Source organism: Pseudoalteromonas sp. G4, from assembly GCF_028875915.1.
Taxonomy (GTDB): Bacteria; Pseudomonadota; Gammaproteobacteria; order Enterobacterales; family Alteromonadaceae; genus Pseudoalteromonas.
On record NZ_JAPEHW010000029.1, the window covers coordinates 1 to 25,346 of the forward strand.

23 protein-coding genes are annotated in these 25,346 nt (G+C 41.5%); 2 read left to right on the forward strand and 21 right to left on the reverse strand.

The features are described 5' to 3' along the window. Positions 1 to 200, reverse strand: a 200-nt coding sequence (locus ON073_RS10210; protein ID WP_274761790.1) for a hypothetical protein, incomplete at its 3' end; no start/stop codon positions are given. A gap of 77 nt (positions 201 to 277) precedes the next feature. Between ON073_RS10210 and ON073_RS10215 the strand changes: the two genes are divergently transcribed. Beyond that, complete coding sequence (locus ON073_RS10215; protein ID WP_274761791.1) at positions 278 to 1,435, forward strand: patatin-like phospholipase family protein; 1,158 nt, start codon at positions 278 to 280, stop codon at positions 1,433 to 1,435. Between the two features lie 20 nt (positions 1,436 to 1,455). Here ON073_RS10215 and ON073_RS10220 read toward each other — a convergent pair whose 3' ends face one another. After that, positions 1,456 to 3,444 (reverse strand): cation:proton antiporter domain-containing protein, encoded by a 1,989-nt coding sequence (locus ON073_RS10220; RefSeq protein ID WP_274761792.1) that lies wholly within the window; start codon positions 3,442 to 3,444, stop codon positions 1,456 to 1,458. Between the two features lie 180 nt (positions 3,445 to 3,624). On the opposite strand from ON073_RS10220, the gene ON073_RS10225 reads away from it, so the two are divergent. Further along, positions 3,625 to 4,518, forward strand: a complete 894-nt coding sequence (locus ON073_RS10225) for a GGDEF domain-containing protein (protein ID WP_274761793.1) — start codon at positions 3,625 to 3,627, stop codon at positions 4,516 to 4,518. Between the two features lie 11 nt (positions 4,519 to 4,529). On the opposite strand, the gene ON073_RS10230 is transcribed toward ON073_RS10225, so the two are convergent. From ON073_RS10230 to rpsB, 19 genes are all read right to left on the reverse strand, one after another. Beyond that, on the reverse strand, positions 4,530 to 4,865 hold the full coding sequence (locus ON073_RS10230) for a hypothetical protein (RefSeq protein ID WP_274761794.1): 336 nt from the start codon (positions 4,863 to 4,865) through the stop codon (positions 4,530 to 4,532). Beyond that, positions 4,855 to 6,153, reverse strand: coding sequence for a tRNA lysidine(34) synthetase TilS (tilS, locus tag ON073_RS10235; RefSeq protein ID WP_274761795.1), 1,299 nt, complete (start codon positions 6,151 to 6,153; stop codon positions 4,855 to 4,857). Before tilS ends, ON073_RS10230 begins: the two co-directional genes overlap by 11 nt. 54 nt (positions 6,154 to 6,207) lie before the next feature. After that, positions 6,208 to 7,164 carry an acetyl-CoA carboxylase carboxyl transferase subunit alpha gene (gene accA / locus ON073_RS10240; protein ID WP_274761796.1) on the reverse strand — a complete coding sequence of 319 codons (957 nt, stop codon included), beginning with the start codon at positions 7,162 to 7,164 and terminating at the stop codon, positions 6,208 to 6,210. A gap of 12 nt (positions 7,165 to 7,176) precedes the next feature. After that, entirely contained in the window at positions 7,177 to 10,668 is a 3,492-nt protein-coding gene (gene dnaE / locus ON073_RS10245; RefSeq protein ID WP_274761797.1) for a DNA polymerase III subunit alpha, read from the reverse strand. Between the two features lie 31 nt (positions 10,669 to 10,699). Continuing rightward, positions 10,700 to 11,302, reverse strand: coding sequence for a ribonuclease HII (gene rnhB / locus ON073_RS10250; protein ID WP_274761798.1), 603 nt, complete (start codon positions 11,300 to 11,302; stop codon positions 10,700 to 10,702). Beyond that, complete coding sequence (gene lpxB / locus ON073_RS10255) at positions 11,295 to 12,455, reverse strand: lipid-A-disaccharide synthase (RefSeq protein ID WP_274761799.1); 1,161 nt, start codon at positions 12,453 to 12,455, stop codon at positions 11,295 to 11,297. Before lpxB ends, rnhB begins: the two co-directional genes overlap by 8 nt. Next, positions 12,455 to 13,225: an acyl-ACP--UDP-N-acetylglucosamine O-acyltransferase gene (gene lpxA, locus ON073_RS10260; RefSeq protein WP_274761800.1), complete on the reverse strand. Its 771-nt coding sequence runs from the start codon at positions 13,223 to 13,225 to the stop codon at positions 12,455 to 12,457. The genes lpxB and lpxA overlap by 1 nt, the downstream gene beginning before the upstream one ends. A gap of 3 nt (positions 13,226 to 13,228) precedes the next feature. Continuing rightward, on the reverse strand, positions 13,229 to 13,681 hold the full coding sequence (gene fabZ, locus ON073_RS10265) for a 3-hydroxyacyl-ACP dehydratase FabZ (protein WP_038642235.1): 453 nt from the start codon (positions 13,679 to 13,681) through the stop codon (positions 13,229 to 13,231). A gap of 74 nt (positions 13,682 to 13,755) precedes the next feature. Next, the gene (lpxD, locus tag ON073_RS10270) at positions 13,756 to 14,784 is read right to left on the reverse strand and encodes a UDP-3-O-(3-hydroxymyristoyl)glucosamine N-acyltransferase (RefSeq protein ID WP_446728525.1); all 1,029 of its coding nucleotides are present in this window, start codon (positions 14,782 to 14,784) and stop codon (positions 13,756 to 13,758) included. Beyond that, the gene (locus ON073_RS10275) at positions 14,784 to 15,305 is read right to left on the reverse strand and encodes an OmpH family outer membrane protein (protein ID WP_274761802.1); all 522 of its coding nucleotides are present in this window, start codon (positions 15,303 to 15,305) and stop codon (positions 14,784 to 14,786) included. The genes lpxD and ON073_RS10275 overlap by 1 nt, the downstream gene beginning before the upstream one ends. Positions 15,306 to 15,318: 13 nt before the next feature. Continuing rightward, positions 15,319 to 17,790 (reverse strand): outer membrane protein assembly factor BamA, encoded by a 2,472-nt coding sequence (bamA, locus tag ON073_RS10280; RefSeq protein ID WP_274761803.1) that lies wholly within the window; start codon positions 17,788 to 17,790, stop codon positions 15,319 to 15,321. Positions 17,791 to 17,808: 18 nt separating this feature from the next. Next, positions 17,809 to 19,155, reverse strand: a complete 1,347-nt coding sequence (gene rseP, locus ON073_RS10285) for a sigma E protease regulator RseP (protein ID WP_274761804.1) — start codon at positions 19,153 to 19,155, stop codon at positions 17,809 to 17,811. Next, positions 19,155 to 20,360 carry a 1-deoxy-D-xylulose-5-phosphate reductoisomerase gene (ispC, locus tag ON073_RS10290; RefSeq protein ID WP_274761805.1) on the reverse strand — a complete coding sequence of 402 codons (1,206 nt, stop codon included), beginning with the start codon at positions 20,358 to 20,360 and terminating at the stop codon, positions 19,155 to 19,157. Before ispC ends, rseP begins: the two co-directional genes overlap by 1 nt. After that, positions 20,360 to 21,226, reverse strand: a complete 867-nt coding sequence (locus ON073_RS10295; protein ID WP_274761806.1) for a phosphatidate cytidylyltransferase — start codon at positions 21,224 to 21,226, stop codon at positions 20,360 to 20,362. The genes ispC and ON073_RS10295 overlap by 1 nt, the downstream gene beginning before the upstream one ends. A 20-nt stretch (positions 21,227 to 21,246) precedes the next feature. After that, positions 21,247 to 22,008 (reverse strand): polyprenyl diphosphate synthase, encoded by a 762-nt coding sequence (gene uppS, locus ON073_RS10300; protein ID WP_274761807.1) that lies wholly within the window; start codon positions 22,006 to 22,008, stop codon positions 21,247 to 21,249. A gap of 111 nt (positions 22,009 to 22,119) precedes the next feature. Then, positions 22,120 to 22,677 carry a ribosome recycling factor gene (frr, locus tag ON073_RS10305; protein WP_274761808.1) on the reverse strand — a complete coding sequence of 186 codons (558 nt, stop codon included), beginning with the start codon at positions 22,675 to 22,677 and terminating at the stop codon, positions 22,120 to 22,122. A gap of 22 nt (positions 22,678 to 22,699) precedes the next feature. Further along, complete coding sequence (gene pyrH / locus ON073_RS10310) at positions 22,700 to 23,437, reverse strand: UMP kinase (RefSeq protein ID WP_010559694.1); 738 nt, start codon at positions 23,435 to 23,437, stop codon at positions 22,700 to 22,702. 119 nt (positions 23,438 to 23,556) lie between these two features. Next, entirely contained in the window at positions 23,557 to 24,408 is an 852-nt protein-coding gene (tsf, locus tag ON073_RS10315) for a translation elongation factor Ts (RefSeq protein ID WP_274761809.1), read from the reverse strand. Positions 24,409 to 24,519: 111 nt separating this feature from the next. Next, entirely contained in the window at positions 24,520 to 25,248 is a 729-nt protein-coding gene (rpsB, locus tag ON073_RS10320) for a 30S ribosomal protein S2 (RefSeq protein WP_010559692.1), read from the reverse strand. Positions 25,249 to 25,346: the final 98 nt, after the last annotated feature.

Consider the following 25,346-nt stretch of genomic DNA (forward strand, 5'->3'; position numbering starts at 1 on the left):
TCAATTTCAGGTTCTTCAACAGTTTGTTCTATGGTTGGCGTTTCTTCTACCACAGGCGAAGGCAAATCAATAACTTGACGTTCCCCAATTGGAATAGGTTCTTCACCTTTAAGCAATTGCCATGCAGCAACGCTAATTACTACAACCACCAGCACGAGGCCAATTAAATACGGTAATTTACTTTGAGATTGTGTTGTCATATTTTTCACTGCTTAAATATTTATTTTAGATCTAAAGTGCTCTAAATTAAGAATAAAGGGAGAATACAAAGTATCTGATGAATAGTAGCGGTAATAGTTCAAAACATAAAACAAAAATTGCGTTGCTTCTAACCGGAGGCGGTGCGCGGGCTGCATATCAAGTAGGCGTTTTAAAAGCCATTGCACAAAATTTACCACGCAATCAAATAACGCCGTTTGCAATAATTAATGGCACCTCAGCAGGCGCAATAAATGCCACAGCGCTTGGTTGTTATGCCTCGTGTTATCAATTAGCAATTAAAAAGCTCGAATATGTGTGGAAGAACTTTCGCACAGAGCAAGTTTACCACACCAACTTTTCTTCTGTTTTTGGCCATATTTTTGCCAATATGCTGCGCAGTTTTCAGTCCGATTATGAAAACCACCCACCAGCAAGTTTATTTAACAACCAACCACTTAGAAACTTATTACGCTCTGTTCTCGATTTAAAGCGGATTGATAATAATATCCGAAACGATTATTTAGAGGCCCTGTCGATTACTGCTTCAAGTTATTCAAGTGGCGACTCCGTTGCATTTTTTCAGGCAAAACACTCTGAATCATGGCAACGAGCAAAACGGCGCGGTGAAAAAACCACCATTAATATCGAACACTTAATGGCATCGAGTGCGATTCCGATGGTGTTCCCAAGCACTAAAATCCGCCAAGGTTATTTTGGTGATGGTTCAGTACACCAACACGCTCCACTTAGCCCGGCTATTCATTTAGGGGCTGAAAAGATATTTGTAATTGGGGTTGAGCAACCAATTGACAACAAATACTTTGGTTTTCAACCTCATTACCCTGGTATTTCAACAATTGCTGGCCATTTACTTGATACCATTTTTTCTGACACATTACGTGCTGATATCGAGCGCCTAGAACGTATCAACCGTACCCTATCGCTCATTCCAGCACGTGATAAACATAAAGAACTTAAACGTATTGCACACTTCGTTATCAACCCGTCGCAAAACTTTAACGCTATTGCTACCGAATATTACGATTTAATGCCAACCCCAATAAAAATGCTACTGCGTGGCATCGGTGTTAAAAAGCATTCAGAATCATCTTTGGTTAGTTATCTACTTTTCGAAAAAGAATATACCCAACATTTAATTGAAATTGGGTATCAGGATGGTCTTGCTCAACTTGATGAAATTATGGCGTTCCTCGAATTCACCAATATGCAATAGAGCAAAAGGGGTTGATCGTGCTAGCGCCCTTCGAGTAAGTAGCGCTCAGCACGTTCAACTCTTCTAGGTTTACCACGCACAATTAATATATCTTGCGCTAATAGCAGTGTATCTAAGCCTGGTGAACTTATCTCTTTGCCATCGCGCCGCAAGCCGGTAACATCCACTCTTCGTTTGGCTAAATTCAGTTCATTAAGCGATTTCCCCTTGGCAAACGCATCTTCGGTGATTGCGATTGCATGAAGAAATTCGAGGTGCTCTGATGAATCCGGTGATAAGGGGGTGCTGTCCCCAGGGAAATAGCCATGAAGCAAGCCATATCGGTTGCGCCGTTCTGTTTGTACTCGCCTTAAAATACGCCTTACTGGAACGCCTGTTAAAAAAAGTACATGAGACACTAGCATTAAACTGGCTTCTAATTTTTCAGGAACAACTTCAGTAACACCATGTGCCTTTAGTTCAGCTAAATGCCTGTCATCCCGCATGCGAATGAGTACTTTAACGTCAGGTGCCAGCTGTTTTATTGATTTTACGATGGTCAGTGCACTGTCTTTATCTGAAATAGTGATAATTACCAAACGGCTATTCGCTATATTAGCGCCTTTTAATACCTCTTTTTGCTTGGCTTGACCGAAATAAATATTCTCCCCTGCCGCTTGTGCTTCTTTCACACGAATTGTATCGCTGTCAATCGCAACAAAAGGAATGGCTTCGGTTTTCAAAAATCGGGCGATAATCTGCCCTACACGACCATAACCGCAAATCACTACATGTTGGCTTAAACCTTCAAAACGACTGTCGCTGCTATCAATACTCGGTTGTTTATTGTTGAGGTGATTTGGTGCAACAAAGTTAAGAATTTTTAATGCAAGCACCCCGCCGTTATCAACGAGATAAGGGGTAATTGCCATACTCAACACACCAATCGATAACAACAAAGAAGCATTCGCTGAATTTACCAATGAGAATTTAAGCGCTAATGAAATAAGCACAAAGCTAAATTCTCCCATTTGGCAAAGCATTAGCGCGGTAGCGAGCGCATTTTCATGACTTTCACCCACTACTTTGGTAACAAAATAAGTAATGATAACTTTGAGTGTCAATAAACCGACTAAGCCAAGTGCAATCCACTGAGCATTGGTCAGCACAAACGTCATATCAAGCTGCATACCAATAGTGATAAAGAAAAGACCCATTAAAATATCGCGAAATGGGCGAATATCAGCTTCTAGTTGATGGCGATATTCACTTTCACCAAGCATCATACCCGCTAAAAATGCACCTAGCGCCATTGATAAACCAAATGCAGATGTTAAAGCAGCGGCTATCAGCGCAACTAAAATAGTGGTTAACACAAACAATTCGTCGCTGCGAGTTTGCGCAATTTCACTGAAGACTTTAGGTAAAACCCATTTTCCCACTGCCATTAATAGGGCAATAACCACCGCACCTTTAGCTAGTGCAGTTAAAATTGTTAACCATAACGATTGCTCAGTGCCACCAGCTAAGAGGGGCAACGCAATAAGCAGCGGTACAACGGCAATATCTTGAAATAGCAGCACACCAATAGCGAGCTGCCCTTGCCTCGAGCGCAATAAAGGTGAGCCACTTACCTGCTTTACAACAATGGCTGTAGATGACAATGCCACTACACTGCCTATACTAAACGCGGCCACCAATGAAATGCCTGCAGCCCACAGTAATACCATCGCAACTAATGTAGTAAGTACCACTTGCATTACCCCAACGCCAAACACAATATGGCGCATAGCAAGTAATCTAGGAATGGAAAATTCGAGGCCTAAGCTGAACAATAGAAAAACCACACCAAGCTCTGCAATAAAATGGATTTGTTCGCTTTGTTCAAGCCAAAAAAAACCATCTTTGCCAGCTAATATTCCAACGGCCAGATATGCCAAAATAGGCGGTAAATTCAACCTTTTAAACAGCCAAATTAATACCACCGCGGCAATTAAAATATAAAAATAAACACCAAACGAATGCTGCAAATACCACCTCGGTATAAAGTTTAAGAAACGCGACAAGAAAATGTCATCGCATTGGCTAATGCAATTGAGCGTTAAATTAACTATAGCAAGTGGTTGTTTTTCTGCCACTTAGTAATAATGGCTTAGTTTTTGCTTTATCACTGTGTACTTTATATTTTGCGGTAGTATGAGGGTATTAAAGTGGAAAACGTACATGTATTAACGCGCCAACAAGACAATAGCGGCGATTATTTGCCGTATGGGCAACTTTATTCCGACAATAATGAGGTTAGTCAAACCCATGCGTTGGTTACACAATTACAGAAAACGCTTGAATTAACCAAGTTGATTAATATGTTTTCGGTTGAAGCATCACGTCTTGTGCAATTTGCAGGCCTGCAGTTTCATAGCACCGAAGGCGTTATAGAAATGACTGGTAGTAAACCTGAAGGCAAAAATTACGCGTTTGATTTAGTAGCAGACGGCGAACGTCTTGGTCAATTAATCTATTTTTCGCAAAATCTAACACACTACGCAAAACAAAAATTAGCGAAGTTACATACTGTGCTTGTATACCCTCTGCGCAATGCACTGATGTTTTCTCGCGTCAAAAAATTAGCAACCAAGGATGCTTTAACAGGTTTAAACAACCGCAGCATGTTTGATGATAGCCTTTACCGTAAACTTGAGCGCAGCCGTCGTCACCATAGAAGTTTTGGATTGATGTTATTGGATTTAGATAACTTTAAGCAAGTTAACGACAGCCATGGTCACCAAATTGGCGATCAAGTATTAATTGATTTCTCAAATATTTTGACTGACTGTGTTCGTGGTACAGACACTGTATTTCGTTTCGGTGGTGATGAATTTGCTATTCTAATCGACGATGATAATTTCGACGTAAGCCATATTTTGGCTAACCGCATTAAAAAGCGTGTACATAACCACCAACTACTTAAGACCCATGGGGTAACAACCAGTATTGGTTTTTCGTTAAGTAACGCAAAAGATATTCCTTGTAGTATCTTTGAGCGAGCGGATAAAGCACTTTATGCAGCCAAAAAAGACGGGCGGGATTGCTGTAAAACCCTCTAAAAAAAGGAAGCTTAGCTTCCTTTTTTTAATCGATAAACCGTTAAGATAAAACAAAGCCCAACAAAGAAAGCACCGAGTACATTGGCTATTTCAAAAAAGCTGGTTATCGGTGTCACAACAATGCACACCAAAGGGCACATAACTGCCAATACAAAGAATTTACCGCCTTTACCAAGCCAATATACTAAAAGTAACAATGCAGTAACAGCACCAAAAAGGGCGCCATAAGTGACGACAGTTAAATTAAGCGACAGCACAAGGCTAATTGCCAAAACAACTGCAAACACGATTAATCCAATATGTGCCTGCCCAATTAAAGAAAACCCGACTGCTTGACTAGTTTTCATTTTGCTCCTTTTCAATCCAAAGCACGCCATTTTGTGCATATGCGTGTTTATCAACACCAAGACCAATTACTTGCACAAGTTTATCATTATAAAAAACCCCAGCAACATAAGGGCGCAGCCAAGGCGGTACCTTTTCTTCTTTAAGCCACGTATTTACTGACTTAGTGCAGTTACGCTTTTTCAAAGTAAACTGCTCGCTGCCAATATTAAATCGTAAGCTGACACTCTCATTCTCATAAGGTAAACGAATACCATGGTGTGATTGTACGCGTTTATATTTACGCCCTGCCGTGTCAATTTCATCTAGAGAAATATTGATCGCTTCTTTTACGGCAGATGCTTTAGGAAAAACCACATAAAGCGCAGATTGATAGCGGCAAACAAAAAAATCGCCGCAATGTATTTGCACTTGAGCATCCGCTTTTGCATTTAACCCCTGCTCCACAATTTGATTTAATATTTTTTGTGAAGGTAATTGGAGGTGCTGATTTTTAAGCCAAAAACGAATGAGATTTTCAATGCGAGTGCGCGAAAAAGAGTGCAGGTTTTCAAAGCAAATTTTGTTACCTTGCACACACAATTTGGCATCTTCAGCAATATACTCATCCAGTAACTGCTGCTGTGATTGCAATAATTGTGTGACACGTAAAACGGTACGATTAAACCCTTGAAAACGCCCATTCAATAAAGGTAATACCTGATTGCGTAAAAAGTTGCGGTCAAAGCGATCATCGGTATTGGATTCATCAGTAATATGCGACAACGCGTGATCAGTTGCATATTGCTCAATTTCGTTTCGCGTAAAGTCTAATAACGGTCTTACAATAAATAACCCAAAATCATTAGTACTTTCACGTGCCATTGCGCCAAGCCCAAGTAATCCTGCACCGCGTTTTAATCTGATAAAAAACGTTTCTACTTGGTCGTCGATATGCTGCCCAACCAATAAACACGAATCTGCCAGCATACTGTGTTTAATGGCTTGGTATCTTGCATCACGGGCTATGGCTTCAAGGCTTTGCCGTGGGCTAAGATTAAGTGACACTTCTGATGCTTCAAATGGGATTTGCCAACTTTGGCAAAGTGTTTGACAGAACTTTTGCCAATCTGGGGCATTATCACTTAAGCCATGGTTAACGTGCACCGCTTTAAGCTCTATAGTGCCTAATTCATCGCGAAAGCGCTTGGCAAGATGTAGTAATACCACCGAGTCAACTCCGCCCGAAAGCGCAACTGTAAATTTGGTAAACTTGTTTTCAAGTAGGTAGTGTTTAAACGTTTGATACATATCTTTCATAAACAAAAAAAGCCGCAAAATGCGGCTTTTTCCTTAATCTTGAGGTTAACAGTAACCAAAAGACATTAAACGCTCATAGCGCTGCTCTAACATTTCATCTAATGATAAAGCTTTCAGTTCGCTTAAGTCACGCTTAATTTGTGCTTTAAGCGACTTAGCCATCGCATCGTAGTTACGATGTGCACCACCTAGCGGCTCATCAACAATTGAGTTGATTAAGTCTAAGCTCTTAACGCGATCAGCACTTACACCCATTGCTTCTGCAGCTAGTGGTGCTTTTTCTGCACTCTTCCAAAGAATAGAAGCACAGCCCTCAGGTGAAATTACTGAGTATGTGCTGTACTGAAGCATATTAACACGGTCACCCACGCCAATTGCTAATGCACCACCTGAACCACCTTCACCAATTACCGTACAGATCACCGGTACTTTTAGGCCGGCCATCACTTTAAGGTTTTTAGCGATAGCTTCACTTTGACCACGTTCTTCAGCACCAACACCCGGGTATGCTCCTGGCGTGTCGATAAACGTGATGATTGGCATATTAAAACGCTCAGCCATTTCCATTAAGCGCAATGCTTTACGGTAGCCTTCTGGCTTTGGCATACCAAAGTTACGTTTGATTTTTTCAGCTGTATCACGGCCTTTTTGTTGACCGATAACCATTACTGGTTCGCCATCTAAACGCGCAATACCACCAACAATCGCCGGATCGTTAGCAAATGCGCGGTCGCCTGCTAATTCGTCGAACTCGGTGAAAATACGTTCGATATAATCTTTGGTATACGGACGTAATGGGTGACGAGCAAGCTGCGAAACCTGCCATGGACCTAGATCAGAGAAAATTTTATTGGTCAACTCTACGCTCTTATCTTTAAGGCGTGAAACTTCTTCTTCTAGACTCAGATCCAGTTCACCACCGCGACCTACGTTTTTAAGTTCTTCAATTTTTGCTTCCAACTCTGCGATTGGAAGTTCAAAATCAAGATAATTGAGACTCATGCTCTAAACTACCTAATTAAATTCTAGTTCAATATTCTGTGCTACTAAGCGTGAGAGATTAGCAAGTAACTCGTCACTGGGTGTAACACACCACTGTGTTCCTAATGAAAGCTCAGTTGTTGCATCTGGGCGTTCATATTGAATTCTTATCGGGCAAGTACCAAATTTGTACGGGGTGATGGCATGCTCTAAACGAGACAAGAAGTTATCATTCACTTCCTGCATTTTCACCGTCATTTTTATGTTTTTAACCCGTTTTTCGCGAACAGATTCGATACTTGCAACTTCGCGAGCGGTCATTGTAATACCACCCGAGAAGTTATCAAAGCTGACCACACCAGATATCACCAAGATATTGTTCATTTGCAGCAGTTCTTGGTAAGTTTCGAACTGTTCAGGAAATAAACGAATATCAATTCGGGCACTTTTATCATCTAAAGTGAGTAGGCCCCAACGCTTTCCTTTTTTATTAATTAAAGTACGCGCATTAATAACCAAACCAGCCGCAGTTGACGTTACATCACGTTCCGTCGGTTGTAAATCGACTAGGCGCCCTGAAACATAGTTTTTGAGTTCACTACGATACTGATTAATTGGATGGCCAGTTAAATACAGTCCCAGCGTTTCGCGCTCACCTTCTAACCATTCGTTATCGGTAAACTTAGGCGCTTGAACAAACGCAGCTGCGACTTCTTCAGGCTCTGTTGCCAACAAGCCAAATAAGTCACTTTGACCAAGTGCTTCAGCTTTGTTGTGTTGATCAGCTGATTTAAGCGCATCAGGTAAACTAGCAATAAGAACAGAGCGCGCACTTTGCGTTTGCTCTGGCCCTAATTTATCCATTGCACCGGCCATAATGAGCTTTTCAATGACACGTTTATTTAAACGTTTAATATCAACACGCGCACAAAAATCGAATAAATCTTTAAATGGACCACCCGCTTGTCGCGCTTCTAAAATCGCTTCTACCGGGCCTTCACCTACGCCTTTAATTGCACCGATACCGTAGACAATTTCACCTTGCTGATTAACTGTGAATTTATACAAACCCGAATTTACATCAGGTGGAAGCAATGTGAGTTTCATATTCTCACATTCATCAACTAGGGTCACAATCTTATCGGTGTTATCCATATCAGCCGACATTACTGCCGCCATAAACTCTGCTGGATAATGGGTTTTCATCCACAGGGTTTGGTAGGATACTAGCGCGTATGCTGCCGAGTGTGATTTGTTAAAGCCGTAACCTGCGAATTTTTCAACCAAGTCGAAGATCTTCATCGCAAGTTCGCCATCTACACCATTTTGCTTCGCGCCATCTTCAAACGTTGAACGCTGCTTGGCCATTTCTTCTGGCTTTTTCTTACCCATTGCACGACGAAGTAAGTCAGCGCCACCGAGGCTATAGCCTGCGAGTACCTGAGCAATCTGCATTACCTGTTCTTGATACAGAATAATACCGTAGGTTGGTTCCAAAATTGGCTGTAGGCTTTCGTGCTGATACTGCGCATCTGGGTAGGACACTTCTTCACGTCCGTGCTTACGGTCGATAAAGTTATCTACCATGCCCGATTGAAGAGGACCTGGACGGAAAAGTGCAACCAGTGCGATCATATCCTCAAAGCAGTCAGGCTTTAAGCGACGAATAAGATCTTTCATACCGCGCGATTCAAGCTGGAATACTGCGGTTGTTTCGGCGCGCAGTAATAATTCAAAACTCGGTGGATCATCAAGCGGAATAGCGGCGATATCGATATGTTCTTTTTGCTCACGCGTTAAGCGCTCATTGGCCATATCGATAGCCCATTGTAAAATGGTTAAGGTACGTAACCCTAAGAAGTCAAACTTAACAAGGCCTGCTGTTTCTACATCGTTTTTATCAAACTGCGTAACCGGGAATTTACCCTCGTCATCACAATAAAGTGCAGCAAAATCGGTAATGGTTGTTGGTGAAATAACAACACCACCGGCGTGTTTACCCGCGTTACGTGTACAGCCTTCCAAAATACGGCACATATCGATAAGTTCTTTCACTTCATCGTCAGTGTCGTAGGCCTCTGGCAAGCGCGGTTCAACATCAAATGCTTTTGCCAAAGTCATGCCCGGATCGCCCGGAACTAATTTTGAAATACGGTCAACAAAACCATACGGATGACCAAGCACACGCCCTACATCCCGTATTACCGCTTTAGCCGCCATAGTACCAAAGGTAATGATCTGTGATACTGCATCACGGCCATAGAGCTTAGCAACATGGTCAATTACTTCATCGCGGCGATCCATACAGAAATCGACGTCGAAATCGGGCATTGATACACGTTCTGGGTTCAAGAAACGTTCGAAAAGTAAGTCAAATTGTAAGGGATCTAAATCGGTGATTTTAAGTGCATAGGCGACTAATGAACCTGCACCCGAGCCTCGCCCTGGTCCGACGGGAATAATGTTATCTTTACTCCACTGGATAAATTCCATTACAATCAAGAAGTAACCAGGGAAACCCATTTGGTTGATTACATCAAGTTCGATTTTTAGGCGGTCATCATATTCGACACGTTTGACTTTGCGTTCTTCTTCATCTGGGAATAAAAACTGTAAACGTTCTTCAAGACCGTCTTCCGATACTTTTACTAAGAAATCTTCAATCGACAGCGAACCTGTTGGGTAATCCGGTAAGAAATATGTACCTAACTGAATGGTTACATTACAACGTTTGGCAATTTCTACCGAGTTTTCCAGTGCTTCTGGAATATCCGAGAACAACTCACACATTTGCTCTTCGGTTTTTAAATATTGTTGCTCTGAAAAACGTTTTGGTCTGCGTTTATCGTCAAGGGTAAAACCATCGTGAATAGCAACGCGAATCTCATGGGCTTCAAAGTCTTCTTTATTGAGAAACACGACTTCATTGGTGGCAACAACCGGCAAACCTGAATATTGGGCATAAGCAACTGCACTATGAAGGTAATCTTCTTCTTGCTCGCGTTCAGTTCGCGTTAGCTCAATATAGTAATGATCTTTAAAGTGTTCTAAATAGAAGTTACCAATAGATTTTGTAAGGTCGTTATTACCTTTTAATAAGGCTTTACCTAAATCACCATCTTTCGCGCCAGAGAGTAAAATTAACCCTTCTTTATGCTCAACAAGCCAATCTCTATCAACCATTGGGCGTTGCATTATATGACCACGCTTAAACGCTTTAGAAATTAACAGGGTTAAATTTTTGTAGCCTTGATTATCTTTGGCAAGCACTACAAGACGACAAGGTTCATCGGGAAACTCAGGACTGTGTAGCCACAGATCAGCGCCAACGATAGGTTTGATACCAGCACCATGCGCCGCACCGTAGAAGCGCACTAAACCGCACAAATTCATTTGATCAGTAATGGCAAATGCAGGCATTTTTTGCTCTGCAATTTTACCGACAATAGGCTTAGTTTTTGCTAAGCCGTCCACCATTGAATAATCACTGTGAACACGTAAGTGTATAAATTTAGGGTCTTGCATTATCTGCCTAACTTGATTGACCAAGTATTGATTAGCAATTATTGGTCTGTTCTATTATTGTTTTTACGGGCTTAAAGCTTTGTCTATGATGCGGCGTAACACCATGAAGTGCAAGTGCCTCTAGATGTGCTTTGGTTGGGTAACCTTTATGACCTGCAAAGCCATATTGCGGGTATTCTACATCTAGCGCCTTCATTTCATTATCGCGAGTCACTTTTGCTAAAATTGATGCTGCACTTATTTCAGCAACCAAACTATCGCCTTTAACAACAGCTTGTGCTGGTACATTAATATCTGGCAAGCGATTACCATCAATAAACACAAATTCCGCAGGGATTAATAACCCTTCCACTGCGCGTTTCATGGCAAGCATAGTGGCATGTAGAATATTAAGCTCATCTATTTCTGGCACTGTTGCTCTCGCAATATTAAAACACAATGCTTTTTCGATAATTTCATCATAAAGCGCTAAACGTTTTTTTTCTGTGAGCTTTTTAGAATCTGCAAGTCCAGCAATTGGCTTGTTTGGATCTAAAATAACTGCTGCAGTTACCACATCACCAACCAGTGGACCACGGCCTACTTCATCAACACCGGCAACTAACTGTGTATTAGGGCGAATAATCTCAGTCATTTTTATTCTCTATAACGTTACTAACAGCAAGTGCTGCTTGTTTACTTGCATCGAGCCTTAATGCTTTATGCATTTCAAAAAAAGTCTCTTTAAGTGCAGTTTGATCATTCTCAAGTAGTGGTAACAAGGTACTGGCCAAATTTTCAGGTGTCAGATCATTTTGCAGTAGCTCAGGAACTAATTGCTTGCCCGCTAATAAATTAGGAAGTGAAAAATGTTCGATGTTAAATTTAAATAAGCGTGTCACTAAGTGGTATGTCAGGGCTTTTAACTTATAGCCAACCACCATTGGGCGTTTTAATAGCATACATTCAAGCGCAGCTGTACCCGACGCTAATAGTACAGCATCAGCTGCAGTCATTACTTCACGCGATTTGCCATCGACAAGTGTAAATAAATCTTCAGCTTGGTATTGTTTAGCTACTGATAAAAACTCGTCTTTTCGTTTTTCATTGACGAGAGGTACCAGCACTTTTAATTCAGGAAGCTGCTTTTTAACAAGTAATACAGCTTGAATGTATGGCTCGCTCAGTAATGTCACTTCTGAGCCGCGGCTACCAGGCAGTACCGCTAAAACCTTGTCATTTGCCGTTAAATTAAAAAGTGCCCTGCTCGCGTCTTTATCATCTTCAAGTGGTAATTCATCAGCCAAGGTATGACCGACAAATTCGCACGGAATATTGTGTTTATCGTAAAACGCTTTTTCAAATGGCAGGAGTGCAAGCACTAAGTTAGTCGCTTCAGCCACTTTAAAAACACGTTTCTCACGCCACGCCCAGACCGATGGACTGACATAATGCACGGTTTTGATTCCCGCCGCTTTCAGTGGCTTTTCAACACGCAAATTAAAATCAGGCGCATCTATACCAATAAAGATATCGGGCGGATTAGCAATAAAGCGTTCAACAATTTGCTTTTTAATACTCAGTAAGCGAAATAGCTTAGGCAGTACTTCAAATACGCCCATCACCGCCAACTCTTCCATTTGAAAATGGGTTTTAAAGCCTTCAGCCAACATGCGTGGACCACCAATACCTTCAAACGAGGCATTTGGATAATGTTGTTTTAGTGCTTTAATTAATCCTGCACCTAAAATATCGCCGGAGTGTTCCCCGGCGATAAGTGCAATTCGTAATGGCTTATCCGATATCATTATCGGATAAGTCCACGACTTGATGATTTAGCGAAATCGATCATGGTTTGCACTGCTTTAAACTGCTCTGCTTCTTTTTCCATTTCAGCAAGGGCAACATCTAGCTTATGACCTTTACGGTAAAGCAACTTATAAGCACGGCGTAATGCCATAATTTCGTCTGATTCAAAACCGCGACGTTTTAAGCCTTCGGTGTTGATTGCTACAGGGCGTGCAGGTGTACCAATGGTAGTTACAAAAGGTGGCACATCTTGGTTTACACCTGAGTACATACCAACAAACGCATGTGAGCCAATATGACAGAATTGGTGAATACCCGAGTTACCAGCTAGGATAACCCAATCTCCAACATGCACATGTCCCGCTGCACTTGCGTTATTTGCAAAAATACAGTTGTTGCCAATCACACAATCGTGCGCAACATGCGTATATGCCATAAATAAGTTATTTGAGCCAATTTTGGTAATGCCTTCATCTTGAATGGTACCACGGTGAATCGTGGCACATTCGCGGATCACGTTATTGTCACCAATAATCAGCTTGGTCGGTTCATCCTTGTACTTTTTGTCTTGGCACGCTTCACCCACTGAAGCGAATTGGAATATATGGTTACCTGTGCCAATCACAGAAGGCCCTTTGATAACAACATGCGATTCAATGATACAGTCATCACCAATCACAACATCGTTGCCAATATAACTGTAAGGACCAACTTTTACGTTGTTGCCAAGTTGAGCACCAGGCTCAATAATTGCAGTAGGATGGATCACGTATTATAACTCTCTTCTTGCACACATTAACTCAGCTGAACATACAACTTTACCGTCAACTTTCGCTTCACCGTAAAATTTCCACATATTGCGACGCTCTTTTAAGAACTCAACATGGAGGTGCATCGTATCACCTGGTAATACTGGTTGCTTAAAACGTGCATTATCAATGGCTGCAAATAAATATAGTTCATTATCGCCACGATTTTCGGTTGTTTTAAAACCGAGTAAACCAGTTGCTTGCGCTAATGCTTCTAAAATCATTACGCCAGGGAAAATTGGCTGCCCAGGGAAGTGGCCTGTAAAAATTGGCTCATTTGCTGTGACATTTTTAATCGCATGAAGCGTTTTTCCCGGTTCAAAGTCAACTACTTTATCAACCAATAGCATTGGGTAACGATGCGGTAATAGCTTTAGGATTTCTTGAATATCAAAGCTGTTTAATTGTTCTGCCAAAATCTTTTTCCTTAACCTAACTTATATCCTCGTCTCAGCTTTACACTGAAACGATCAATAACACATGACGAAGGTTATTCATCACGCTCCGGCAGTGATTTTTCAACTGCCTTTAATCGCTTATTAATTGCCGATAGTTGACGAAGCTGAGCCATATTGCGACGCCAGTCTTTATTCTCACTGTGCGGCACGCCTGAAGAGTAAACGCCAGGCTTATCAATGCCACTAATCACCATTGACATACCCGTTAACACAACACCGTCGACAATTTCAATATGCCCTGCAATACCCGACAAACCACCTATTTGGCAGTATTTGCCAATCGTGGTACTTCCTGCAATCACAGTACACCCCGCAATAGCAGTTCCCTCTTTAACAATTACGTTATGGGCAATTTGTACTTGGTTATCAATGATCACATTACGTTCGATAATAGTATTATCAATTGCGCCACGGTCGATTGTGGTGCTTGCACCAATTTCAACTTTATCGCCAATAATTACCGAACCCAACTGTGGGATTTTAACCCACTGACCTTGTTCATTTGCATAACCAAAACCATCAGCGCCAATTACAGTATTGGCATGTACTAAGCAAGATTCACCAATCTCAACTTGATGATAAATCGTTACATTAGCCCAAATCTTTGTGTTGGCACCTATTTTAGCACCCTTACCAAGAAAGCTACCAGCACCAATTGATGAGCCTTCGGCAATTTCTACACCCGCTTCAATCACTGCATTTGCACCAATTGTCACGTTATTGCCGATTTTTGCTGTAGCATCTACGACCGCTGTCGCATGAATATCGCTTGCAGGAGATGGCGTTGTATCCATTGCTTGCGCCAATAAGGCATAAGCTAAATAGGGATTTGCAACAATGATTTTGTTACCCGAAAAATGTTCAGCATCTTTCGCTGACAAAATGACAGCACCTGCATTAGTAGATGCTAATTGTGCGCGGTATTTTTTATTGGCAAGAAAACTAATTTCATCGCCTTTTGCATTTTCTAGGGTTGCTATACGAGAAATGCTGAGCGAGTCATCACCGACCAGCTCAGCATTTAAAATCTCAGCAATTTGCTGTAATTTCATAAATTTTATTAGTTAGCCTTTGCTACACGCTCTGCAACTTTATCAGTGATATTATCTACTTTTTTCTCGTTTACATAAAGACTTGCTGCAGCAGGTTTAACTTCGTCATATTTACCTGCTTTAGCTTCTGCTTCAATTGCTTGGAAAATAATTGACTCAAGTTTTTTAGTTTCTTGCGCTTGGCGCATTTGCATTTCTTGTTGTAAAGGCTGACCTTTCTCTTGTAATGCTTTTTGTAACTCTTGAATTTTCTTTTGATGCGCTTCTTTTTGTGCTTTGCTCATCGTCGCGTTTTCACGCTGGTATTTTTCAACTTCAAAACGAATGTCGCCTTGCAGTTTTTCAAGCTCTTGTCTGCGCTCACGGAACTCAGACTCTAGCGTTGCTTTAATTGCAGCCGCTTGAGGAGCACCAGAAAATACTTGCTGTACATTTACAATCGCTACTTTGTGAGCAAAAGAGCTTGCTGAAGCACCCATTAGAAAAGTAGCTAACAAAGTCATGGCGCTTGTTTTAATCATTTTATTCACGAATTTATTCCTTTTAGAATGTGTTACTTATGTTAAAACTAATACCCTTAGTTTTATCATCTTCTTCTTTCTTAAGTGGATAGGCAAAACTAATTACCATAGGGCCCATTGGCGAAATCCACTGAATTGATAAACCTGTTGAAACACGGAAACGACTTGGATCCGAGTAATCTTCAAGTAATGCTTGTTCATCTGGCGTTAGGTTAGCGTAACGATCTACATCGAACTCAGTATCCCATACGTTCGCCGCATCAACAAATAAACTAGTACGAACAGAACTACTGTTCTCATCGTCTAAAAATGGTGTTGGTACAATCATTTCAAGTCCAGCAACAGCCTTTACGTTACCACCAATACGACCATACGGTTCAACATTATCAAACTTAGGATCACTACCAATTTGACCTTGTGAACCATCACCACCTGGTGTGCCTGGAAGCCATGTAGGCCCTACAACGATTGCGCGTGGTAAAATAGTATTTCGCTCAAAACCGCGTAAATCCATTTCTGAAATACGGAAGAACTCTTGTACCGGAAGAATTTGGTCATAGCCATTAGTTTCGCCGTAACCATTACCATAACCAAGCGCGGCTTTAGCAGAAAATGCCCACTTATGATTTGTGCTCAATGGCCAGTAGAAACGTGAATCATAATTAACTTTAAAGTAATTCAGATCCGAATTAGGTGTTGTTGCTTTAAGTGTTAAGCTTTGTTTCGAACCCGCTGTTGGGAACATACCACGGTTAAGCGTTACACGTGACCAACCTGCACTTAATTCAAGCTTTAAGAATTCAAAACCCGCATCTGGATTCTCAGGGTCTAAGAACGTCTCACGCATAATACGTGTTTGTTCGTACTCTGAAAGTTCTGATAAGTATTCTTTTGAAACCGTTGCACCAAAATTTATTCGGTTATTTGCATTAACCGGAATACCTAAGCTTGAGCCAACACCATATTTTTTACTCTTGTAGTCAATTAAGCTGTACTTACTTGCATCAAAGTTCTGGAAGAATACCGAGTTACCTAAGCTAATACCGTCTTTTGTAAAGTATGGGTCAGTATGCGATAAGCTCACATTCTGTGAACCTGTTGCTGTACTGATATTAAACGCAACTTGGTCACCAGTACCTAAGAAGTTAGACTCACTAATACCAATATTAAACTGCAGTTTGTTATACGAGCCATAAGCAAGACCGGCATTAAAGCTACCCGCTGATTGCTCTTTTACAGTGAAATCCACATCTACTTGATCATCTTTACCCGGTACAGGCGACACTTCAAATTCAACGTTTTCCATATACATTAAACGTTGAATTTGTAACTTAGAGCGTTCAAGCGTGCTGTTCGAAAGCCATGCACCTTCAAGCTGAGTTACTTCACGACGAATTACTTCATCAGAAGTGATCTCATTACCACCGATGTTAATACGACGAACGTAAATACGTTTACCAGGGTCAACCGATAGCGTTAGTTTTACTTCTTTGTTTTCTTCGTCAATATCTGGAATCGTGCGCACTTCAGCATTAGCATAACCAAAGCGAGCTAAGTAGTTTTTAATAAACTCTTCAGACGCTGTTACAACAGAACCGTTGTATAACTTGCCCGTTTTAAGTGGAATAACCGCGCGAATAAGCTCTTCACGACCAAGCAAGTCACCCATAAAATCAAATTCTTTAACAGTAAACTGCTCACCTTCGGTAACGTTCACAGTTACGTATACAGATTCTTTATCTGGACTTACTGATACCTGGGTAGAATCTATATTAAATTTAAGGTAACCACGGTCAAGGTAGTAACTACGTACTTTCTCTAAATCTCCTTGTACCGTTTGCTTTTGGTATCTGTCGTTTGACATAAACATATACCAAGGCAAATCTTGACGTGATTCAGCAAGTGCTAACAGCTCTTCATCAGAGAATAATTCGTTACCAACAATGTTGATTTGACGAATTGAAGCTGCCTCACCTTCTTTAAATTCAAGCTTCAGCTTTACTCGGTTACGCGGTAAGCGTGTAACTGAAACATCAATCGCTGCATTGTATTTACCAATGCCGTGGAAAAACTCGATTAGCCCTTTTTCTAAACCATCGACAACAACCATATCGAGCGGCTCACCTTTACGGATACCTTGCCCTTCTAAACTTTCGTTTAGTTGCTCGTCTTTAATATCTTTGTTGCCTTCAAATTCGATTATGCTAATGGTTGGCCTTTCCGTCACTTGGAAAATAACCGTATCACCATCACGTACCACTTTGATGTTATCAAAATGGCCCGAACCATAGAGAGCTTTAATCGTTTTTGAAATTGTGTAACTGTCGAGGTTATCACCAATGTTAATAGGAATGTGTGTTAATGCAGCACCTAGTGCAACACGTTGCAATCCTTCAACTCTTAAATCTTCTACAATAAAGGAGTCTTGTTGGCCGAGAGCTGCAAAGCTTGCTCCCAATAAACTTATTACAGCCAATTGTTTTCTTATAGCCATGTTATTATTTGATTTCCTTTATAACCGCGTAAAATCGTTAAACAGCGCAAGGCAAGTTAACAATATAAGGATTAGCGCACCAATCCTAAAACCTAATTCTTGTGTCTTTTCAGAGACTGGCTTTTTTCTGATAAGTTCAATGATGTAATACATTAAATGGCCGCCATCTAAAATTGGCAGCGGTAACAAATTGAAAAAACCAATGCTCACACTAACAAATACTAAGAATTCCAATAATGGCATGATGCCACTACTGGTGCTGGCTCCGGCGCCGATTGCCACCCCTACCGGACCACTTAAGTTAGCAACAGAAACTTGTCCTGTTATCAAATTTACTACTGTTGCAAAACTTACTTTTATTAATTGAATTGTTTTATCAACACCCAAAACAATTGCATCAAAGACACCGTATTGTTGTGTCGAAATCATCCACGATGGCCAATTTTCAACAAAGGGTATCACACCTAAGTAGCCTTGATTAAGCCCTTGCTCATTTTTTTTGCTGCCCGGCGTAACTTCAATATTGAGCTTTTCTTCACCGCGGCTAATAGTAAGTAATAATGGTCTATTTGGCGAGCGTTGAATTCTGCTTACAAAACTTTGCCAAGAAGTCACTTGGTCACCATCAACAAGATGAATTTTGTCTTCAACTTGAAGTCCAGCATATGCTGCGGGACTGCCCTTTTGTACATGACCGAGGCGCATAGTTTCTGATGGTCTAAATGGTTTGATACCAATATCTACAATTGGATTACCATCATCTTTTAATTGCCAGTCTGATAGGTTGAGGTAGGTTTGTTGATAGCCTAAATCATCGTCTTTAACACTAATACGAACTTGTTGCTCGCCAATGTTTTCCATTAGCATCAACAAGGTTTCACGCCATCCGTAAACTTCTTTATCGTTTATAGCTGTAATTTGCTGCCCTGCTTGCAGCCGAGCTTGCTCCGCTAAGCTGCCAGGCACCACTTCACCTATCACAGGTAATAATGAACGCACACCCACCATATACATAATGGCAGAAACAACAATGGCAAACACAAAATTTGCCATTGGACCAGCTGCAACAACTGCGATACGTTGGTATACAGATTTATTGTTAAAAGCTGCGGCGCGCTCAGAAGGTGAAACATCTTCCACTCGCTCATCGAGCATTTTTACGTAACCACCTAGCGGAATTGCAGCAACAACATACTCGGTGCCGAGCTTGTCATACCACTTAAAAAGGGGTTTACCAAAGCCGATAGAAAAACGAATAACTTTAACGCCACAGCGTCTCGCTACCCAAAAGTGCCCATATTCGTGCACCACAACAATAATGCCAATCACTAATACGAAAGACAGTAGGTTCCACAAAAATTCCACTAACCACTCCCTGTAATCATGTTATTTGCCAGCGCACGAGCTTCACTATCCAGCTGTAAAATCTCATCTAAGTTATTTATTGGCAGGTGTTTGTGTTGCTTAGCAATCTCGTTGAGTACCTGGGAGTTAATGCGGTAAATATCTAAAAAGCTAATCTTATTTTCAAGAAATGCAGCTACAGACTGTTCGTTAGCTGCATTTATCGCAGTAGTCGCATATTGACCTTCACTACATGCGTCGATAGCTAACTTTAAATTTGGATAACGTTCAAAATCAGGTGCAATAAAACTAAAATCGACCATTTGCGTAAAATCGAGTGGCGCAACACCCGCGTCAATTCGTTTTGGATAAGCTAAAGCGTGGGCAATTGGCGTACGCATATCAGGATTACCCATTTGCGCCAATACTGAGCCATCAGTGTATTGCACCATTGAGTGAATAATACTCTGCGGGTGTATTACTACCTGAATATCGTCAGGCTTTGCGTTGAATAACCATTTTGCTTCAATAAACTCTAAGCCTTTATTCATCATAGTGGCTGAATCTACTGAAATCTTTTTACCCATATCCCAATTAGGATGGGCTACCGCTTCATCTACTGAAATATTGGCAAAGGTATTTAAATCGCGTGTTCTGAAAGGTCCACCCGACCCCGTTAAAAGTATTTTGCTTACACCGTGCTGAGCTAAATTTGCATTGAAACAGTTTTCTTGCACACTCGATGGCATCGCCTGAAATATTGCATTATGTTCGCTATCGATAGGCAATAACGTTGCACCAGAGTGTTTAACTTCATTAATAAACAACTCGCCCGACATCACAAGTGATTCTTTATTAGCGAGTAACACGCGTTTACCTGCTTTAATCGCTGCAAGAGTCGGCATCAAGCCAGCTGCTCCAACAATAGCTGCCATAACAGAGTCTACCGACTCGTCACTAGCAACATCACATGCACTTTGTTCACCACTAAGCACAGTAACTGGTAAACCCTGTTGAGCTACAAATTGTGATAATTGCTGCGCAGCTTCTGCATCTTGCATGACGGCATATTGCGGTAAAAATTGTTTGCATTGCTCGGCCATTAACTGCCAGTTTTTACCCGCCACAAGCGCAAAAACTTGATAAAACTCTGGATTTCGTGCAATGACATCAAGTGTGCTTGTACCGATAGATCCCGTTGAACCAAGTATTGTTACACGTTGCATTATGCCACCAAGGTCCAAGCATAAAATGCGGCAAAAAGAGGTGCAGCAGCGGTTAAACTATCAATTCTGTCGAGAATACCGCCGTGGCCAGGTAAGCATGAACCACTGTCTTTTAAGCCAACTTCGCGCTTAAACATACTCTCTAATAAATCGCCAACAGCTGAGAAAAGTGCGACTACCGCAGCCATTGCTGCGTAAATAAACCACTTATCTGTTGGTACTTTGGTGAAATAACAAAAAGCCAGCACAAAAACACCAGAGCAAATTAAACCACCAACAAGCCCTTCAATTGTTTTATTTGGACTGACTAACGGCATTAATTTGTGTTTACCTAAATTCTTACCTGAGAAGTAAGCGCCGATATCAGCACTCCAAACAATACCCAACACCACCATAATTAGCACCGACCCTTGTGTTGCATTGGTAGCGTATTCGCTGCTGCGAAGTACATTAAGTGCTAACCACATTGGAAGAAGCGTTAATAAACCCGCAATGGCACGCATCATCAAACCGCTGTGCCACGCTTTCGCTGTTCTTGGGTAAGTCCATACCAGTGCACAAGCGACTAACCACCATGCAACAGCTAACGTAAAGACATAATTTGCTGAACCAATTAATTTACCATTTTGCCACAAGCTTTCAATTGGCCAGAACATGTTCGCAAAAAATAAAATAACTGCGGTGCCTGCCACATAGCTAATGCGTGCAGCGAACTTCTTAAGCCCCATAAACGCTGACCACTCCCAAGCAGAGAGCAACACAATCAAACCTGCAATTAGGCTAAAAAGCTCAAGAGGAGTGAAAAATACAAGTGCAAGCGCTGCCGGCGCTAACACCAAAGAAGTTAAAATACGTTTTATTAACAAATCAAATTACCCTTTTAAAATCACGATTGAGCAAGTAGTTCTTTTATTTGTTCGCCAGTACAACCAAAGCGACGCTCTCGTGAAACATAACATGCGATTGCATCTGCAAACGCTTGTTCATTAAAATCTGGCCAAAGTGTATCAGTAAAATAAAGTTCAGCATAAGCCGCTTGCCACAGTAAAAAGTTGCTTATGCGTAAATCACCTCCAGTTCGAATCAGCAGATCAAGTGGCGCTTGTTCATGCATGCTAATGTACTGTGATAGTGCATTTTCATCAATATCATCAGCGGATAAGTCACCGGCTTCAACTTGTTTTGCTAGCTGTTTTGCAGCTTGTGCAATATCCCACTGACCACCATAGTTGGCTGCAATATTAAGTGTCAAGCCAGTGTTGTTCTCGGTTAATTGTTCAGCTTTAAGCACACTTTTTTGAAGCTTGTCAGAGAAACGACTAATATCACCAATCACCTTCAACTTAACATTATTTTTATCGAGTTTTTTTACTTCATTGGTCAATACAAACATGAAGAGCTCCATTAAGGTAGTCACTTCTTGTTCGGGACGGCGCCAGTTTTCACTGCTAAATGCAAAAAGCGTTAACGATTGTATGTTCAGTTGGCGACAGAACTTCACCGCATTTCTAACTGACTCAACGCCCTTTTTATGACCAAACACACGAGGCTTACCCTTTGCTTGTGCCCAACGCCCATTACCATCCATAATTATGGCAACATGACGCGGTAAGCTTTGTTGAGTAATAGCATCCTTGGTGATTGTCATTCAGTCTCATTTCCTAAAGTAAAAAGCGCCGTCTAGTATACCCTAGACGGCGCTTTAAAACTAATAATTTAGTTGTTCAATGATTGAGCGCAAAAGTGCTCAAAAATTGTTTTAGATTTCCATTAATTCAGCTTCTTTAGCAGATAAAATAGCATCCATTTCTTTGATGTATTTATCAGTAAGCTTCTGAACCTCGTCGTCACTTTGACGCGCTTCATCTTCTGAAATCTCTTTATCTTTTAACAGTGCTTTAACGTCTGAATTCGCGTCACGGCGAATGTTACGAACTGCAACACGGCCACCTTCAACTTCACCACGTACAATCTTAATAAGATCTTTACGACGTTCTTCAGTAAGCGGAGGTAATGGTACACGAATAACCGTACCCGCTGACATTGGGTTTAAGCCTAAATCTGACGACATAATTGCTTTTTCTACAGCTTGCGTAAGTGTTTTGTCAAACACAGTGATCGCAAGTGTACGGTTGTCTTCAATTGTCACGTTACCCACTTGGTTAAGTGGTGTGTCAGCACCATAGTAAGATACTTGAATACCGTCTAAAAGGCTTGGGTGTGCGCGGCCAGTACGAATTTTTGATAATTGTGAGCCCAGTGCGTCAACACTCTTTTGCATACGTTCTGCAGCATGCTGTTGGATTTCTTTAATCACGTTAATCTTCCTAACTAATAGCTTATTCTGCTGATTTATGTGTAATCAGCGTACCTTCATCTTCACCAAGGATAACACGTTTTAACGCTCCTGGTTTATTCATATTAAATACACTGATTGGCATATTATGGTCACGAGCTAGGGTAAATGCCGCTAGGTCCATCACCTTTAATTCTTTTTCGATTACTTCATTGTAAGTGAGCGTTGGATAAAGCGTTGCCTCAGGGTTTTTCACCGGGTCATCACTGTATACACCATCAACTTTTGTCGCTTTTAATACTGTGTCAGCTTCAATTTCAATGCCACGTAAACATGCTGCTGAGTCTGTTGTAAAGAATGGGTTACCTGTACCTGCAGAGAAAATAACAACACGGCCGGTTTTCAGTAAGCTAATCGCTTCTGCCCAATTATAAGCATCACATACACCGTTTAGTGGAATTGCTGACATCAAACGTGCATTAACATATGCACGATGCAGCGCGTCGCGCATTGCTAAACCGTTCATCACCGTTGCAAGCATACCCATATGGTCGCCAACAACACGATTCATGCCGTTTTCAGCAAGTGTACCACCACGTAGGAAGTTACCACCGCCGATTACCACACCTACTTCAACGCCTAACTCTACAAGCTCTTTAATTTCTTGTGCCATACGGTCAAGAATAGATGGGTCGATACCAAAGCCTTCTTGGCCCATTAGAGCTTCACCGCTTAATTTCAATAAAACTCGTCTAAATACTGGCTTACGATTTGTGTTCATAGTAGTCCTGGCTGAAAAAGTTGCAAAAAATAACCGCGCTAATGATAGCGCGGTTATTCTAAATAATTTTATCTCTTAGCGCAAAAGCAAAAGCCATTTTGCTAAGTGAAAAAAGTCGATTATTCGCCTTTTGCTGCTGCGATTTGTGCAGCTACTTCAGCAGCGAAGTCTTCTTCTTTCTTCTCGATACCTTCACCTACTTCTAGGCGAGTGAAACCAGAGATAGTTGCACCCTTCTCTTTAAGGAATTCACCAACTGATTTCTTAGGTTCCATGATGAACGCTTGACCAGTAAGAGAGATCTCACCAGTGAACTTCTTCATACGACCAACAACCATCTTCTCAGCGATTTCTGCTGGCTTACCTTCGTTCATTGCGATTTCAACTTGAACCGCTTTTTCTTTCTCTACAACCTCAGCAGGTACGTCTTCTGGGTTTAGGAACTCAGGCTTAGAAGCAGCAACGTGCATTGCAACGTGCTTAAGTGTTTCTTCGTCAGCTTCACCAGTAACAACAACACCGATACGGTCGCCGTGACGGTATGCAGCAACTTTGTCACCATCGATGTACTCAACGCGACGAACGTTGATGTTTTCACCGATTTTAGCAACTAGAGCAACACGTGTTTCTTCAAATTGTGCTTTAAGTGTTTCGATGTCAGTTTTTGCTTCAGCAGCAGCATCAAGAACAGTGTTAGCAAAACCTAGGAAGTTTTCGTCTTTAGCAACGAAGTCTGTTTGACAGTTAACTTCTAGAAGTGCAGTGAAACCAGCACCTTGTTTGATAAGGATTGTACCTTCAGCAGCGATGTTACCCGCTTTTTTAGCAGCTTTAGCAGCACCGCTCTTACGCATGTTCTCGATCGCTAAATCGATGTCACCGTTAGTTTCAGTTAGTGCTTTTTTACAATCCATCATGCCAGCGCCTGTGCGCTCGCGTAATTCTTTAACTAGGGCAGCAGTTACAGCCATTAGTATGTCCTCAAATCCAAAATCTATTTAAAATAAGCGGGAGCAAGCTCCCCCTAATCATCAGAATATCAAGCTTCCTATGATACTTTCATGAAAGCTTGATAAGCGCTATTACTCAGCTTCTACGAAATCGTCTTTTTCAGCTTGAACAGCGATGTTGCTTTCACGGCCTTCAACAGCCACGTCTGCTACAGCGTTAGTGTAAAGCTGGATAGCACGGATAGCATCGTCGTTACCAGGGATGATGAAATCAACACCGTCTGGGTTTGAGTTAGTATCAACAACAGATACAACTGGGATGCCTAGGTTGTTTGCTTCTTTAATAGCAATGTGCTCGTGATCAGCGTCGATAACGAAGATAGCGTCTGGAAGACCGCCCATGTTCTTGATACCACCAAGGCTCTTTTCAAGCTTTTCCATTTCACGAGTAAGCATTAACGCTTCTTTCTTAGTTAATTTTTCGAAAGTACCGTCTTGGCTTTGAGTTTCAAGGTCTTTAAGACGCTTGATTGACTGACGAACTGTTTTCCAGTTAGTTAGCATACCACCTAACCAACGGTGGTTTACGTAGAACTGGTCAGAACGTAGTGCAGCTTCTTTAACTGCTTCGCTTGCAGCGCGCTTAGTACCAACGAAAAGGATTTTACCTTTGTTTGATGCTACGCCTTTAAGGAAAGACATTGCTTCGTTGAATAAAGGTACAGTTTTCTCTAGGTTGATGATATGTACGCGGTTACGTGCACCGAAGATGAACGGCTTCATCTTAGGGTTCCAGTAACGAGCTTGGTGACCGAAGTGTACGCCAGCTTGTAGCATATCGCGCATAGAAACGTTTGCCATTTTAATATTCCTCTGTAATTTTGGGTTAGGCCTCCACATATCCCATAGCACCAACAGTTTGCTTAATTTAGCGCCCTGCACCCAAGTGTATGTGCCGA